The organism is Paenibacillus oryziterrae (assembly GCF_042610485.1).
Taxonomy (GTDB): Bacteria; Bacillota; Bacilli; order Paenibacillales; family Paenibacillaceae; genus Paenibacillus_AQ.
Genome location: NZ_JBGJZO010000008.1, coordinates 145,722 through 161,672, shown reverse-complemented (window position 1 = coordinate 161,672; position 15,951 = coordinate 145,722). Strand labels below are relative to the sequence as shown.

Annotated in this window: 11 protein-coding genes and 1 riboswitch; of the genes, 2 read left to right on the top strand and 9 right to left on the bottom strand. The window is 48.2% G+C overall.

Annotated features, from left to right (window positions below; genetic code table 11):
• Positions 1-53 precede the first annotated feature (53 nt).
• Together ACAN55_RS11495 and ACAN55_RS11490 are read right to left on the bottom strand one after the other, a co-directional pair.
• Complete coding sequence (locus ACAN55_RS11495) at positions 54-1,019, bottom strand: helix-turn-helix transcriptional regulator (RefSeq protein ID WP_379132322.1); 966 nt, start codon at positions 1,017-1,019, stop codon at positions 54-56.
• 158 nt (positions 1,020-1,177) lie between these two features.
• Positions 1,178-1,885 (bottom strand): hypothetical protein, encoded by a 708-nt coding sequence (locus ACAN55_RS11490; RefSeq protein WP_379132319.1) that lies wholly within the window; start codon positions 1,883-1,885, stop codon positions 1,178-1,180.
• A gap of 371 nt (positions 1,886-2,256) precedes the next feature.
• Here ACAN55_RS11490 and ACAN55_RS11485 point away from each other — a divergent pair, with 371 nt between their 5' ends.
• Together ACAN55_RS11485 and ACAN55_RS11480 are read left to right on the top strand one after the other, a co-directional pair.
• A complete protein-coding gene (locus ACAN55_RS11485) occupies positions 2,257-2,760 on the top strand; it encodes a coiled-coil domain-containing protein (RefSeq protein ID WP_379132316.1) in 504 nt (167 codons plus the stop codon).
• A 47-nt stretch (positions 2,761-2,807) separates the two neighbouring features.
• Positions 2,808-3,515 (top strand): AIM24 family protein, encoded by a 708-nt coding sequence (locus ACAN55_RS11480; RefSeq protein ID WP_379132314.1) that lies wholly within the window; start codon positions 2,808-2,810, stop codon positions 3,513-3,515.
• 68 nt (positions 3,516-3,583) lie between these two features.
• On the opposite strand, the gene ACAN55_RS11475 is transcribed toward ACAN55_RS11480, so the two are convergent.
• From ACAN55_RS11475 to ACAN55_RS11445, 7 genes are all read right to left on the bottom strand, one after another.
• Complete coding sequence (locus ACAN55_RS11475; protein WP_379132312.1) at positions 3,584-4,039, bottom strand: Dps family protein; 456 nt, start codon at positions 4,037-4,039, stop codon at positions 3,584-3,586.
• A 164-nt stretch (positions 4,040-4,203) separates the two neighbouring features.
• Complete coding sequence (locus ACAN55_RS11470; protein ID WP_379132309.1) at positions 4,204-5,682, bottom strand: potassium/proton antiporter; 1,479 nt, start codon at positions 5,680-5,682, stop codon at positions 4,204-4,206.
• Between the two features lie 164 nt (positions 5,683-5,846).
• Positions 5,847-8,504 carry a discoidin domain-containing protein gene (locus ACAN55_RS11465; protein ID WP_379132306.1) on the bottom strand — a complete coding sequence of 886 codons (2,658 nt, stop codon included), beginning with the start codon at positions 8,502-8,504 and terminating at the stop codon, positions 5,847-5,849.
• A 56-nt stretch (positions 8,505-8,560) separates the two neighbouring features.
• Complete coding sequence (locus ACAN55_RS11460; RefSeq protein ID WP_379132303.1) at positions 8,561-10,054, bottom strand: glycosyl hydrolase; 1,494 nt, start codon at positions 10,052-10,054, stop codon at positions 8,561-8,563.
• A gap of 222 nt (positions 10,055-10,276) precedes the next feature.
• Positions 10,277-12,511, bottom strand: coding sequence for a glycosyl hydrolase (locus ACAN55_RS11455; protein ID WP_379132300.1), 2,235 nt, complete (start codon positions 12,509-12,511; stop codon positions 10,277-10,279).
• Positions 12,492-12,572, bottom strand: a riboswitch (cyclic di-GMP riboswitch). It overlaps the preceding gene by 20 nt.
• Before the next feature lie 136 nt (positions 12,573-12,708).
• Positions 12,709-14,082 carry a sugar phosphate nucleotidyltransferase gene (locus ACAN55_RS11450; RefSeq protein WP_379132298.1) on the bottom strand — a complete coding sequence of 458 codons (1,374 nt, stop codon included), beginning with the start codon at positions 14,080-14,082 and terminating at the stop codon, positions 12,709-12,711.
• A 525-nt stretch (positions 14,083-14,607) separates the two neighbouring features.
• Complete coding sequence (locus ACAN55_RS11445; RefSeq protein ID WP_379132295.1) at positions 14,608-15,948, bottom strand: UDP-glucose dehydrogenase family protein; 1,341 nt, start codon at positions 15,946-15,948, stop codon at positions 14,608-14,610.
• Positions 15,949-15,951: the final 3 nt, after the last annotated feature.

Sequence of the window (15,951 nt, the reverse complement as noted above, 5' to 3'; positions counted from 1 at the left end):
ATACGCATAAAACATATAAATATAGTTGGTTTTATTATTAAAAAAAGACTGCGCTATTTATACAGCGACAGCCATTTCTCCATACGGTAACGCATAAATTCCCTGTAATATACCGGCTCCATAATTTCGGCTTCATCCGCAAAGCAGGTAATCCAGCGAATAAATTGCCTATCCTCTTCAGGTCTAACTTCAAAATGAAGAAAGCGGCCCTGACGATCAATTTTAACCGGCTGAATAGCCATTTCTTCATTTGAAATGTTATCCAGTGTAGACTTGGAGAATTTGACTTTAAATTCAACCTGCAGGCTATCCAGATCCAGTGACCACTTTTTCTTCAAAAAAGCCTGTAGATCGAAATGCTCTTTGGTAAAGCCCCGGCTTTGGGGTTTCAAGTTTGAGAATCCATTTAAATGAAAGGTTCGAATCAGACCAAAACGATGGCAATAGCCGATCAGATGGAACTGGTTCTCTAACGGTACGAGATAATAAGGGTCAATTAATGTCCCGTATTCTTCATAAGCATTTTTATTATAGTCCACCCGTATACTATGCTGTTTTAGAACAGCTTCCAAAATTTCAGTCAGAAATGGCGGCTGCTCCTGCTGATAGCCGGATTTATCGCTCCATCCGAAACCTGCTTCCTTATTGGCGGTCTCCATCTTTTCTTCCTTGTCGGCTTTCGTCTTATATCCTGCTGCCATCACTTTTTCATAAGCGTCCTCAAAGTTCTCCGGCAGTAGATGCTTAATATCTTCCATAATACTTCCGATGTGCGAGAAAGCTGCTGCTTCCTCATCTGACCAATCCAAGGGGTGAAGGGCAAAATTACCGATAAAGGTGTACCCTTTACCATGTCCCAAATGGGTAATTGGTATATGCATAGCGCTGAGAGCTTCCATATCCCTGTATATCGTTCTCTCGCTGGTGCCGCAGCGTTCCGCCAGCTCACGGGCCAGAATCCCTGGTTTGGCTTGAATTAGCGTGATCATGCGCATCAGCCTAATTAACCGGTCTGTCATGTTCAGTTCCCCTTGACTTAGTAAAATAGGCTTATATTTTCAGTGATATAGAACTAGATAACCGAACTATTTTACTATATTTACAGCTAATACGTAACGCACTTTGTCATATTTCCGAATAATAAGTAGGATAAAAGTCACACATATGTATAGATGGTCTACTTCACAGCGCAGTCATGGTAACTTAGGTTGGTGTAAGATTTGTACAGAGGAAATACCTCAGCTTCAATCATTCTATACATGCTTTCTGCTTCCTTAAGCAGCTGTGCATCCCCTGACCTGACGGCTAGGAGCAGAAGCTTGTCCGCCTGACGCCTTATAATCACCTGTGCTTCACCAGACTTTCCTTGGCTCCGGAGTAATTCTGCGCTTTCATAGACCTCTTCAATCTTGAGCAGTTCAAGATGTTTCTCTACATAAAAACAGCAGGATTCCTGCAGAAATCCGGTGTGGCGGACGGATTGAAGACTGCATTTCTGCATCGGAAGCTCACGCATACGCTGAGACGAGGGCTGCTTGTATGCCCACTGCAACCACACGGCTTCATGTATGCCTACAGGAGCCGATTGGATCGAGAATTCAAGCGCAACATCTTTCCGTTGTCCTGCATAGATTTTGCCCAGAGGCAGAAGTAGAGACCGGTCACCTCCATACCACTTACGGCAACCGTGCAATCCTGTCAGTTGCATGTGTGGCTCAAGCCAAATTCTCAACTCAATATCGCACGCAGCTACTTTATGAGTTCTCGATTCCGTCTCCAGGGAAGCAGCACCGCGCCATTCGACCAGCAAAACGATATTTTGCGCTCCACCTGCAAATATATGATCTTGACTCCATGTACAGAGCGGTTGTAAACTTGCTTGCATATTCCCACCTCTTTCTTCATTTGGTCTTCTATTATTTAATGTACCAATAATGGTCGACAACTCCATGTCATGGAATATATGTTCGGTTTGATAAAATCGACAAAAAAAGAGCCCATCCGCAAAAGAAAAGCGTGCCGCCCCTGAAAGTTAGTCCACAAAGTAAAAATTCCCGACTTCTCTCCCCAATCTTCTGTCAGTTTCGACTACAAATATTTCCTCTAATAGTTCCAGATGAATATTCCAAGCGTCACAATCATGTATCTTCTCAAAGAATCCTTACCGCCTTAGGAACTTTTGCGGCCTGCTGTCGGACGCTGTCAGGCTATGATAAAATAGAAGAAATACTAGCACATACTAGGCGGTGAATATAGATGAAACAACAACATATTTATACCCGGCTTCTGTACTCGGTTATCCTGCTGTTTGGACTTTCGGCAGCACTGTCCTCCCCTTCCGCCCAAGCTAATTATTTCACCGATATATATAATGGTCTTCAGGAATTCTCAGAGCTTCCCGGTGAGGTTAACCAACTCCAGGAGAGCTACCGTCAGACGACTGAAGAACTGGAGAAAACGAAGGACGAGCTCGGCCAGACGATAGATGAGCTTGATGTCGCTAAAGATCAATTGGGCCAGACGCTGGATGAGATGGAGACCTACAGGGCCCAAAACGCTGCACTCATGGAGCAGAACCGGCAACTAACACAGGTAGTCGACCAGCTCAGAGATGACCGTGAAGCCAGAGAGAATTATCTGCATCGGATTAAAATTACCATTTTCACAGGGCTTGGCTTAGTTCTGGGCTATTTTGTCCTCATTCGTCTCATCCGTTTCGGTATGCGGCACCGTTCCAGAAGAGGAGACCATCTAAGATAATACGGATACCGGCAGCCAAACATGGCATATGACAAGGGGGGATACAAATGAACGTCGATGTCCAGGATGAGGGCGAAAGCGGAAGCGGGCAAGCAGTGGCTTTTACCATTGGTGATCGTGAAGAGGTGCATGTACTGCATCCGCAGCAGATTATTGCTTATCAGGGCCCTTCTTCAGGGCGTGCCGACAGATTTATGGATGTGAAAGGAATGTACCGCAAGCGGAAGCTCATCCGGGCGGATATGACCGGTCCCTGCCGTTTTGTAGCTGCGCTGCCACCGGGATACAGAATCAAAACCTTTCAGTTTGACGGTAAAAGCGACCTGCTGTATGATTTCAAGCATTTATTCTATTACAGCAAAGGAATTACAATGCAGACCCGGGTTCTTAGCATGAAGAACATGGTGGTCACCCGTGATGTTATAAAAGTGAAGTTCTCCGGCAGAGGCAGCATCGGAATCCTTACGGAAGGAACCGTCTGTGAAGCGGAGCTGCACCCCATGGATCCAATCTATGTGGATGCGGGCAGCGTCATTGCCTATCCCGAGAATGCGAACCTGGAGCTCACCGTGTACGGCAACCATCTGGCAAGCCAGCATATGAGCTATCACTGGAAAATGACGGGCCATGGACCTGTTCTTTTTCAAGCAGGGCGGCAGAACAGACGTTTTGAGCGGGACATGAGCGATGATGACGGAATTATCAAACGGTTTCTGCGAGAGGTCCTTCCTTTTGGCGGGGTATTCATTAAATAATAAGTATGAACATAAATCAGGGCTCTGCCATAAGTCTGTTATCGACTTATGGCAGAGCCCCTTTTAATTTAAGCCAAGTATGCGTTCAGCATCCAGGAGTGTTTCTCTACACTGCTGCGGATTCCAATCAGCAGGTCAGCGGTAGGCTGGTCACTAAGTTCTTCAGCTTGCGCGATTGCTGCCTTCAATTCTTCAGCAACAAGAGCGAAATCCTTCACCAATTGACCGACCATTTCCTTAGCATCTTCCCCGCCGCGTCCTTCCTGTATTTCGGAAAGTGCCAAATATTCTTTCATCGTGGAAGCCGGACGTCCACCAATGGCCAAAAGCCGTTCTGCCAACTCATCTACATAACCTGCAGCTTCATTGTATAGTTCTTCAAATTTAGTGTGGAGAGTGAAGAAGTGGGTTCCGCCCACATACCAGTGATAGTGATGCAGTTTGACTCCAAGTACAGTCCAGTTCGCTGTCTGGCGGTTCAGCGCCGCGTGCAGTTCAGTTCCGCTTTTCAATTGTGTAGTCATTATAAACCCTCCTATTGGAATAGTGTACCGTTATTGTATTTAGACTCATTCTAAATCTATATATAATTTAACACAATTTAGACGATAATGCAAACGATTCTGTTGAGTGTTGCGTAGATATTAGCACAGCTTTCCATAATATGCTTGTTATGTGCATCACACTTCTAACCGAGCGGAGGGGAATGCGCCGCCTTACCCGGATCATTATGAAACAGAGCTCTCATCTCCTCACGCTTACTTTTTGGACTTAGTATATACACGACGTCTCCTGGTTCTATCACTGTATTTCCGTGCGGTGTTACAATCTCATTCTTGCGGATAATCGCGGTGAACAAAATATCATTCGGTAGCTCCAGATTTGAAATCTGCATACCGGTGACCGGCATATATTTCTCTATGCGAATATGATTGAATTCTGAATCGGTCTGACCGAGGGCTACCAGCTCCATGAGTGACATTTGCGCAACTCCTGTACTAACGAGCTTCAGCCGGGACGCCAGTGGAGAAATCGTAGTCCCCTGAATCACCGCCGAAGTTAGTACCACAAAAAATACTACATTAAAAAAGAGCCTTCCCTCGGGCAGTTCCGCCAGCAGCGGATAGGTAGCAAGAACGATGGGAACCGCTCCGCGCAGACCGGCCCAGGATATCAGTGTCTTTTCGCGGAAGGAGAATTTGGCAAACAGCAGGCTGACGTAGACCCCAATTGGCCGAGCAACCAGCATTAGTATGACAGACAGCAGCACCCCCTGCCATGCGATGTCCACCAGCTCCTGCGGAAAAACAAGCAGACCGAGTAAGATAAACATAGCAATCTGCATCATCCAGGCAAAGGCATGGTTGAAATTCATAATCGTCCGGTGATACACCATCTCCGAGTTGCCCATGACTAGACCCAGAACATAGACAGCCAGCAGTCCACTGCTGTGTATTTGTGCGGATAATCCGTATGTCAGAACGGCACAGCCGATGGCCATCACGGGATATAGACCCGAAGAATCCAGATTAATCCGATTCGTAAGTGCTACTGCCAGCTTCCCTGCTACAAACCCCAGCAACAGACCCATTCCCATCTCCCAGACAAAGGAAATGACAAGAGAACCTATCGCCGTATCCGGCTGCTGAATCCACGTGATAAGCGATACCGTCAAGAATACCGCCATCGGGTCATTGCTCCCGGACTCCGCCTCCAGAGTGGATGTCAGGCGTTTATCAATATTTTTGCCGCCGAGTACGGAGAATACGGCCGCAGCATCTGTCGAACCGACGATGGCACCGAACAACAGACTTTCTGCCCAGGGAACATCCAGGATCAATCTGGCGAAGAGACCTACAATAACAGTAGTCAGGAGAACCCCTATTGTGGCTAAGGATAAGGCCGGCGCCATAACCGGACGGATTTCTTTAAAACTCGTCTGCATGCCGCCCTCGAATAAAATAACAATGAGCGCGAAAATGCCGGCCAGCTGGGTCAGCGAAGCATCATTGAAATAGACAAAATGGCTGAGAATCATCCCTGCTGCGATAAAAAGCACAAGGGCAGGCATACCGAACCGCGAGGAAAACTTCGTGGATAATACTCCAATCAGCATCAGCACAGCCAACAGTAATATAACATTATCCGCAAAATGGGTCATTCGCATCCCCCTTCACAGGCTTCAATTCCTGTTATTACCCAAAATAGTATGTCAATGCGTCAGCGGAATATACGAGACTCTGCGGAAAATCCAGCTCTACTTCAGCGGATAACATCTATAAGCAGCACAACTCCCCGTTCGCTTCTAGCGCACGGGGAGTCTCAGAAAAGTTATTCTCTTGAGTAGATCTGCATCTCCTGGATAGACCAATAGTTCCCTCCAGAGCCGGTCTGTACGATCCTCACGTATCTGGCTTTCACTTGTGGGAATGTGATGAAAGTCTTCGTCAGCTGTCCCTTGCCGGTAGCAACCCGCCTCCAGCTTGAGGCATCATCCGAGACATACACTTCATAACCGCGGGGATAGTCATAGGATGAGAGAGAATAGTCCAAATTAATGGCTTCTATATTATGTGCGTTGCCGAGATCTATTTGAAACGTTTCACCTGAGGCCTGATGTTTGCCGGTATCCCATCTCGTACGCCGGTCACCATCGATTGCGTTATCCGGATTCGAATTCTCAATGTTCACGCTGGAGGAGGCTTTCCACTCTGTCCGGTCAAGCGGAACTAGACCGGTCGCCGTAATCTTTACCGTATCCGATAACAGAGTAGAACCTGTTACCCGCACAGCATAGGTAAATACTTTACCCTCCTCCAGATTCCCATCCGTGTATTGCGTGTCATGTACGTTCGATGCGATCACATTCAATGATCCCCCGGAGCCATTGTCCCGGAGTACTTCATAGCTCACACCCGGTGCTTCCAGCCAGTTCAGGCGGACGGACGGTCCCTTGGCTGCAGAAGCCTGCAGGTTCAGAGGAGCAGACGGCTTCAATTCAGATGAAGGCTGCAGAATATATTGAACGGCTTCACCAGGCGCCAATGTTTCGGTAAACGACAGACTTGGTTTGGCGTTTTTTCCGGTAACATACGTTCTCGCATCTTCATAAGTATCTCCATTGCCAAAGCGTTCACCTTCATACAGTGTTTTTTTCGGCATGATGATATTTACGCTGACAGTCTGCTGCGTATCTTCGAAATTGACGAAATTGACCAGTATTTTGTTTGAGGTGGCTCCGGTACCCGCCAGCGGAGCTAAAGTCGAAGTATCCACCGCTCTCACATATACAAGCTTATCAGCCAAAGCCGCCTTGTTCGTAACCTGATAGGTTAGGGGGGCTCCGTGTGTTGCATAAGCCAAAGATAGCCGTCTCATAATGCTGACACGTGAATCTTCCTTGCCGGAGGTATAATAAATCTCCGTTTTAGCCGGATCATGATCCTCCAGATTGAAATTGTATTTAAACAAACTGAAGTCCTTAAAGAAAGCGGCATGCTGCACAAACATATCCGCATAACCGATATGTGCCCGCATAATCCGGTCAAAGACTGCCGCCTTCCTTTCGGTTGCCCCGTACTGCGGTGCGTCTGTATGGCTATCGGAGGTACCAAACTCGGTGGTAAGCATTTGTTTCTCAAGCCCATCCGCTGCTCCGCCAAATGTCTTCAAATTCTCCGTAAAACTTCCGCCGTTGGTGAACGTATAGGATTCCCCATAGGAATGCCCATTGGTCAGATCCGTTACCTTCTCCAACTCCAGCCGCTGCTCCGGATCCCGCTCCCATCCGTCTGGATCTCCGCATTGGCGTACGCTTCCCTTTTGATTACCGCAGGAATGCTCCTTGAATTCCGGCCAGTAGGCCCAGCCGGGAGCGACAGTCTTCAGATGGGGAGCAATCTTCTTCCCCTCTGTATTCAGCCATTTCGCAATAGCCAAATTCACTGCTTTGGAGCGGTTAAAGAGCCCCGGCTCATTGTCGACTTCATAATACTGGAAATAGGGGCTATAGGTGCGGAAATAATCGGTCAGCTTCTTCACGGCATCTGCCGGTAGAGAACCGTCACTATTCAGCTTAATATCTCCCGTATATAAATATAGGGCAACCGCCTGCGTGTTGTACTCTTTAAGCACCTCGTAGTATTCCTTCATATTAGAGCATGATCTTCCGACATCACTGGCACAACTGGTGCGCATGATATTTCCGCTGTAAGCGATACCCAGCCATTTGAGGATATACGGTAGATGGGTTACTGCACCCTCATCAAAATAAAACTGCTTATTATTGAGCGCGGTACCGGTTAAGGTATAGGAGCCATGTATAGGCTCCTCAGCCGGAACATTTAAAGCAACCAGACTAAGATCATCCCATGTCCACCATAAGAATTGCTCTTCCGCGGAGGAACAATACAAGCATTTAGCTGTCTGAAGCTTCAGCTCATTGATTCCAGTCTTCAACTGTTCTTTAGGGATATAGAGCTCATAAGTTTTGCGGAAAATGTAATCATTATTCGTTCCCGCAACTCCGGCAATTTGGATGATCCCCGACAGCTGCCGATTGGAGAACACGCTCATCTGGGGGACGGATTTGTAGGCATCAAGGATGCTAACGCTGAACATCACCCCGTTAGCCGGTATTTTATCGAGTGAATATGAAATACGAAGCTCCGGTTTCTCTGCCCCGTTCAGTCCGGAGGGAACACTGCCTGCTGCGGCTGATCCCGTTCCTGCGGTGATAGCGTCTTTAGCCTTGGAGGATTTAGGTGCTGCGAACTCCGCAGAAGAACCGTCATGCCTTCCAAGCTGCCAGATCATCTTACCTGCCGGTATCACCGTTCTCACGGTCTGGGGAGCGGACATCCGGGCCATATCTACCTGTACTTCCGTTTCTTTGACTTCGTCTGATCCAAAAACGGAGGTATAAAGCAGAAACAAGAGGGCTAATGCAGTCATTTTCAATATAAATAGGATATATTTGTTCTTCTTCATATCTCTCATTTCGTTGCCTCGCTTTCTTCAGGAATAACCCGGAGTTAGGCTTGTGATCAAGGCACGAATATAACATTCTGAGGAACGGCCTTCTTCTGGCGCGGACTCTCCCACATCAGGGTGAGGCTTGCATCGCCGTGGTTCTCGTAATACTCCACTTTTATATCATATAGAGTTCCGGCGGTGAGAGTAATACTGCCTTTCTGGGTCACGCCGCTTTGCTTCTTCCAGCTGTTAATGATCAGCTCATTACCAACCCAGACACGGACACCATCATCCGAAGAAGCATAAAAAGTATATTTTTCACTGTATAACGGTTTGATCTTACCTTTAAATCTTATCGAGAAGGAATCCTTGCCAAGGCCAGTAACAGGGGCATCTCCATGCCAATTGAAGGCCAGCTTGCTCTCATTGCGGACCAGTACAGGCTCTCCCGCCAAGTTTGTATTGTTGAAATACTCCGCTTTGAGACTGAAACGGGATGCTGTATTCTCCCCGCCCGTCTTTGTACCTGTCTTGCTTATATACTCTTCACGAGACATGATATAGCTGCTGCTCATAAAGCTCTTAATGGCGGAAGAACTGTTATTTTCTGTGAGCATCTTCCCCCATGTCATTATATATACCCATTTATTCTGACTTTGGGACATTATTGCAGGATCGGGAAGCTCACCGCTCTCTCCAATACCAATCGGCTTGCCATCCGCCAGTGCTAACAGACTGTCATAATGGCTCTGTTTATAATCATTGTTGTAAATATCAGCAGCGAGAATATCCACTTTATCTGCTCCCGGATAATACGGCAGATAAGGGTCGGCCCATTCATTAGGTGCGTTTGGGTTCCACGACCATAATAGATTGTTCAGATGATGCGTATTCACAAAACGGTCGTACATGATGTTCCACAGAGCGGTGAAGTTACTCTTCTTCCCCCACCAGAACCAGCCGCCATTCATCTCATGGTAAGGTCTCCAGATTACCGGCACCCCTGCATCCCGGAGTTGCTTAAGATATGACGCCACTTCATCCAGATCCTCTATGAGCTGCTTGTATTGCTTCGTCCCTGGAGTGACGATTTGGTTAAAATCCTGCTGGCTAAGCTCCCTCGATACGTTAGACCAGGATGAGGCGGTTCCCGGTATATTCTGATGAAAGGTGATGGCCACAATGCCGCCTTCTTTATGCCACTCTATAGCGCTGTCGACCACTTCCTGGCGCTGTACTGCAATGGTCTTGGCGTTCTGGTTATTAATCGCACCCAACTCATAACCGTGCAATCCGGGATATTGGCCGCTGGTCTTCTTTATTTGGTCGATATACTCGTCAGGCGTCTCCAAATAATCATGTTGTCCGGCAATCATACCTTTGCCGCTAAGTTCAACCAGCTCATCAAGCAGTTCCCGGGCTTCCGGCGATGCCGAAGGGTTGACGGGTCTATTATCAATCATGACAATCGGAAGGCTACGCGCTTCTCCTCTGGGACCTATGGAAAGAATCAAAATCAGCGGCAAAATTACAATATAGAGTCCGGCCTTGCGGTAAGTGTTCAATGTAATCTTCCTTTCGGTAGCCAAGTACCTTCCCGGTTCTGTAGATAACAAATTCGCATGGCGGGAAGGCCATTCTTTGCCACATGAGGACTATAGCTCAGTAGCCCTGCTCATGAGCAGGGCTAACTAAGCTCGACTGTAAAGAATTCTTACCCCATACCAAGATCCGGGGAGAAGGCTGTCGATGATTCATTTAGTTCATTGATTAAGGTTCGTTACCCGCTAAACACCGGGTAGAAAAAGCGCACTTGCAGGAACCGTTCCTTTTAGTTGGCTTGGGCTCTCCCACATCAAACGCACTCTGGCATCTCCCTGGTTCTCGTAGTACTCCACCTTGATATCGTACAGCTGTCCGGCTTTTAAGGTAATTGTCCCCATGCGCTCCGTTCCGCTCTGCTTCACCCAGCTGTCTATCACAGCCTTACCATCAATCCAGACTCGGATACCGTCGTCTGAATTAGTATATATGTTGTAAGTTTCGCTAAATAACGGTTTGATCTTGCCACTCCAACGGACGGAGAAGAAATCAACTCCGATTTTGGCATCCGGTGATGTCAGGCGCCAGTTCATATCCAATGCAGCGTCATCACGGATCAATACCGGTGTACCCGAAAGCTGCATATTGCCGAAATACTCTCCACGCAGACCATTTCCCGTTACCGGTATTACACTTACTACATCCTGATTAAACACAGGCGTTGGCGTTGGCGTTGGCGTTGGCGTCGGTGTTGGTGTTGGTGTTGGTGTTGGTGTTGGTGTTGGTGTTGGTGTTGGTGTTGGTGTTGGTGTTGGTGTTGGTGTTGGTGTTGGTGTTGGTGTTGGTGTTGGTGTTGGTGTTGGTGTTGGTGTTGGTGTTGCCAATACAACTGCTGTAGAAGCTAAAAATAGTGCACTGGAGGGAACCGTCCCTTTCAGTTGGCTTGGGCTTTCCCACATCAGAAGCACACGCGCATCGCCTTCATTTTCGTAGTACTCAATTTTGATATCATACAGCTGTCCGGCAACCAGATTAATACTTCCCATACGTTCGGTTCCGCTTTGTTTAATCCAGCTGTCAATCACAAGCTTGCCGTCAACCCATACCCGGATGCCGTCATCCGAATTGGTGTAAATATTATAAGTTTCACTGTACAGAGGCTTGATCTTACCGCTCCAGCGTACAGAGAAATAATTGATGCCAAGTTTACTGTCCGGTGCAGTGAGACGCCAGTTAAAATTAATGTTTGTATCGTCCCGGATCAGGGCAGGTGTGCCCGAAAGATTCATATTCGAAAAATATTGGCCTTGCAGGCCATTTTTGACCGGCATCATAAGGCCGCTTACCGGTGTTGGCGTTGTTGTAGGTGTCGGCGTTGGTGTTGGTGAAGCTGTTGGTATTGCTCCGGTAATATATTCATCTCTTGTGAGGGTAAAGTCATTATTCATAAAGTTCTTAATCGTGTCGGTGGTATTCTTCTCGTATAGCAGCTTACCCCAGTTCATCATGAAGGACCATTTGCTCTGCGTTTTGAGAACGGTCGTGGTACTAGGCATTTCACCATTCTCCCCGATTGCGATCGGTTTACCTGCGGCAAGACTGAGCAGACTGTCGTAATACGTTTGCTTGAAATCATTATCGTAGATGTCTGCAGCCAGGATATCCACTTTATCGGCACCCGGATAAGTCAGTGCGTACGGGTCAGCCCAGGCATTCGGTGCATTCGGGCTCCAAACCCACAGCAGGTTATTAAGCTGATGAACGTTCACGAAACGGTCGTACATAATGTTCCAGAGCGCGGAGAAATTTGTCTTTTTCCCCCACCAGAACCAGCCGCCGTTCATTTCATGATACGGTCTCCACAGGACTGGTACTCCTGCATCGCGCAGGCTTTTCAAGGATACTGCCACTTTATCCAGCTCTGCAATCAGGCTGTTGTACTCGGCTGTTCCTGGAGTTACATATTTATTGAAATCGGCCTGACTCAGGCTCATGGAGACATTGGACCAATCATACGTTGTTCCCGGCAGATTCTCATGGAACGTCATTGCCACGATTCCGCCGTTCTTATACCAGTTGATCGCACTGTTCACCACATTCTGGCGTTGCGAAGCAACTGTGCTTGCCGATTGGCCGCTAATTGCACCCAGTTCATATCCATGCAGTGCCGCATATTTACCGCTTGTTGCCAGTAGCTTGTTGCTGAATTCATCCGGACTCTCCAGATAGTCGTGCTGGCCTGTAATGATCCCCTTTCCAGAAATATCGGACAGATATTTCAGCAGCTTGGCAGCTCCGGCAGAAGCACCTGGATTAACCGGAGTACCTGCAGATGAGGCAGCACTTACAGTCAATGACGAGAAACCAAGACTAAATGGAATGGCCGTCACAAGCAAAATTGCAGACAACAGTGCACACAGCAAACGATACGTACGGTAAGCTTTCAAAATACATCTCCCTTTCGGTAGCCAGGCTGCCATTCTTGCGAAAGGCCCTATAGCTTTGCGTCCCTGTCTTTCGGCAGGTTTGCCTTTGTCGTATTGGAAGGAATGATCCCCCTTACCGTACTATCGTCGCTATTTAATTTTAGTTTAGGGCATTAATAAAAATAATTTGATAAATAAGTCTTAAGACCTGTTTCTAGCCCCCTAAATCTGGGGTAAATAGTTAGTTTGTGCTATGAAATAAACTGTTGAAGTTCTATGTCTTCCCACTCCAAAGTAATACGGATATTGTCTTCTTCCACCAGCTCTGAGCCGGTCTGCACTTCAATAAATTCAACATCGGTTAGCGCAAGAATGGCATGTTTGGTGCCTTCAGGAATGCGTACGACATCACCCGCACGCACATTATGCATCTTCTCATTCAGTACGATGCTCGCTTCTCCACTGATAATCGTCCAGATCTCACTGCGCTTGTGGTGGAGCTGGTAGCTGATGTTTTTGCCTTCGTTGATAAAAATCCGTTTCGTGAGCACTTCATTGCCCTCGTCATATTTGATGTAATCAATGACCCGGTAATGACCCCAGCGGCGTTCCTCATACATCGGCCGTTGTTCAAAGGACTTTAACACCTCCTTGATTCGCGGGCTTTCAGATTTATGGGTAACCAGAATTCCATCAGGACTTGCTGCTATAATTAAATCTTTGGCTCCAATCACCGTAATCGGAATATCCAGCTCGTTAATCAGCGAAGTGCCTTCCGAATCGGCTGTTACAAACCCTTTCCCCACATGGTTGCTGGCCATTTCTTCCGTCAGCGTATTCCATGTCCCCAGGTCCTTCCAGAATCCGTCATACGGCTGAACCACGATGTTATCTTCTTTTTCCACCACTTCATAATCAAAGCTGATGCTTGCCAGCAGTTTATACTGCTTCTGCATTTCCTCGTAGCCGAGTGGAAGTCCCTTGCGCTGTAAAATGTCCAGCAGATATCCCAGACGGAAAGCGAATACGCCACAGTTCCAAAGCGCGCTGCGCTTGATAAGTTCTTCCGCCTGCTTGCGTTCCGGTTTCTCCTGGAAATGACTTACTCTGAGGAATCCATTCTCCCCTGCAGTTTCCGTTGTCGGGATAATATATCCGTATTTCTCGGAGGCGTGCTCCGGAATAACCCCCATCAGCGCCAGATTGGCTCCGCTCTCCTCCATCGTCTGTTCCAGCTTGGCAACATGGTCAAAAAAGGAGGCTTCTACATAAGGATCAACCGGCAGGATCGCCACAATCTCCGAAGGCAGCACGCCTGCTACCGAATATAAATACGCAGCGGTAAGCGCAATGGCCGGAAAAGTGTCGCGTCGCTCCGGCTCAACAATGATCGGCACGTCGCCTCCCAGCTGGCTTTGAATCATCTCCACCTGTCCGCGCCCAGTTGCAAGGTACGAGGAGTCTGCAAGACCGGTTTCTTCAAGCTGTCTCCAGACCCGCTGAACCATGGATTCCGGCTCGCCCTGCGGGCTTTCCAGTACACGAAGAAATTGCTTCGAACGCGAATCATTGGACAAAGGCCACAACCGTTTTCCTGAACCGCCTGACAATAGTACCAGTTTCATAAGTGAACCCTCCTCAAATGAATGTGTGAAGCGTGAGCGTGTAGTAATTCGACTTTTGAAAAAAAGACTGTTATGAAAGTGGACTGCGATGAATGTTTGGACTTTCGATCGCTGTTGTCCTCAGATTTCCTGATTTGAACCGCCTCGCGGTTGAAATCTGAGGACAAAGGCGAACGCTGCGCTTCTACAGTTCCAAAATTCCTCTCCGTCCTCCCCATAACAGGGGATTTGAAAAGCATCGCATCACTTCGCTCGCTGGGGTAAGGCAAGAGATTCGCTTCGGGCTGCTGCGCCGAAGCGGGTGACCCGGCGTGGAAGTTACTTCGATCGGATGATTCCGCCGGCGCATCATCTTTCACGCCTTCCGCAAGGTTCTCAGTCAAATGAAGTGTACTTTTACACTTTATTTCTGCATCTCCGGGGCATTTGGCTAGATGAACGGCACTTATGCCGTTTATTTCGATGCAACTCCGGCGGAATGGACTATAACAAAAAGGTCAGCGTCGCCCGCCTTGCAGGCGCGGGTTAGACCGCGCCGGCAACGCTCGGCGAGTAGCCGCTGAGCCCGCCCATCTGCGGGCGGCCGACAGAGTGGTACTCAAGGCCGGTTCCCTCGATTTGTGCTTTGGAGTATAGGTTGCGGCCGTCGATCAGAACCGGCTTGCGCATCTTTCTGGCCAGACGGTGCAGGTCGATGTCCTTGAACAAACTCCAGTCTGTCAGCAGGCACAATGCGTCACTGCCTTCCGCGGCTTCCTCTGCCAAGGTGCACCAGCGGAGCTGCGGATGATCATATTGCTTCCGGAAGTTGTCGGCGGCAATGGGATCATAGAGCTTGACGATAGCACCTTCAGCTACTAGTGCCTCTACGATTTCCCGGGCTGGAGCTTCGCGCACATCATCCGTGTTCGGCTTGAAGGCGAGGCCCCAAATGCCGATAACTGCACCGCGCAGGCTTCCTAAGGACTCATGCAGCTTGGAGATAATCATGAAACGTTGGCCTTTATTGACCTCGACTACGGATTCCAAAAGCTTGAACTCATAATCGACGTTACCGGCGATCTGGATCAGCGCATTGGTATCTTTCGGGAAACAGGAGCCGCCGTAACCAATGCCAGCCTGGAGAAAGGATGAGCCGATTCTGCGGTCCATTCCCATCCCTTGCGCGACCTCGGTTACATCAGCTCCCACTTTTTCGCAAATATTAGCAATCTCGTTAATGAACGAAATTTTGGTTGCCAGAAACGCATTCGATGCGTATTTGATCATCTCCGCGCTGCGGATATCGGTCACGAATACATTCTCGGTGAACCCTTGATGCAGCTTCCTCATTACCGGCTCCAGGCTGGGATTGTCTATCCCGATTACGATTCTGTCCGGATGCAGTGTATCGCTGATCGCCGAACCTTCCCGGAGGAATTCCGGTGCGGATACGATGTCAAATGAGTGCTCCGTATGGGAAGCTATCATTTTACGGATCTTCTCATTCGTGCCAACCGGAACGGTGGACTTTGTCATGATAATTTTATAGCCGTCCATCGCCTGGCCGATTTCAGCTGCCGCTCCCTCAATATACTGAAGGTTGGCTTCACCGTTTGGCAGGGAAGGCGTCCCTACCGCAAGAATAATGATGTCCGAACGCCGTACCGATTCTTTAAGGTTGGAGGAGAAGGATAAGCGCCCCTCGCGCAGATTGGCTTCAATAAGTGCCTCAATGCCCGGTTCATAGATGGGGGATTCCATCGCCTTCAGCTTGTTGATCTTTTCCTCATCTTTATCAACACAAATGACATGATTTCCATTAAGCGTAAAGCACACGCCAGAGACTAGACCGACATAACCGGTACCGATGACTGCAAGCTTCATACC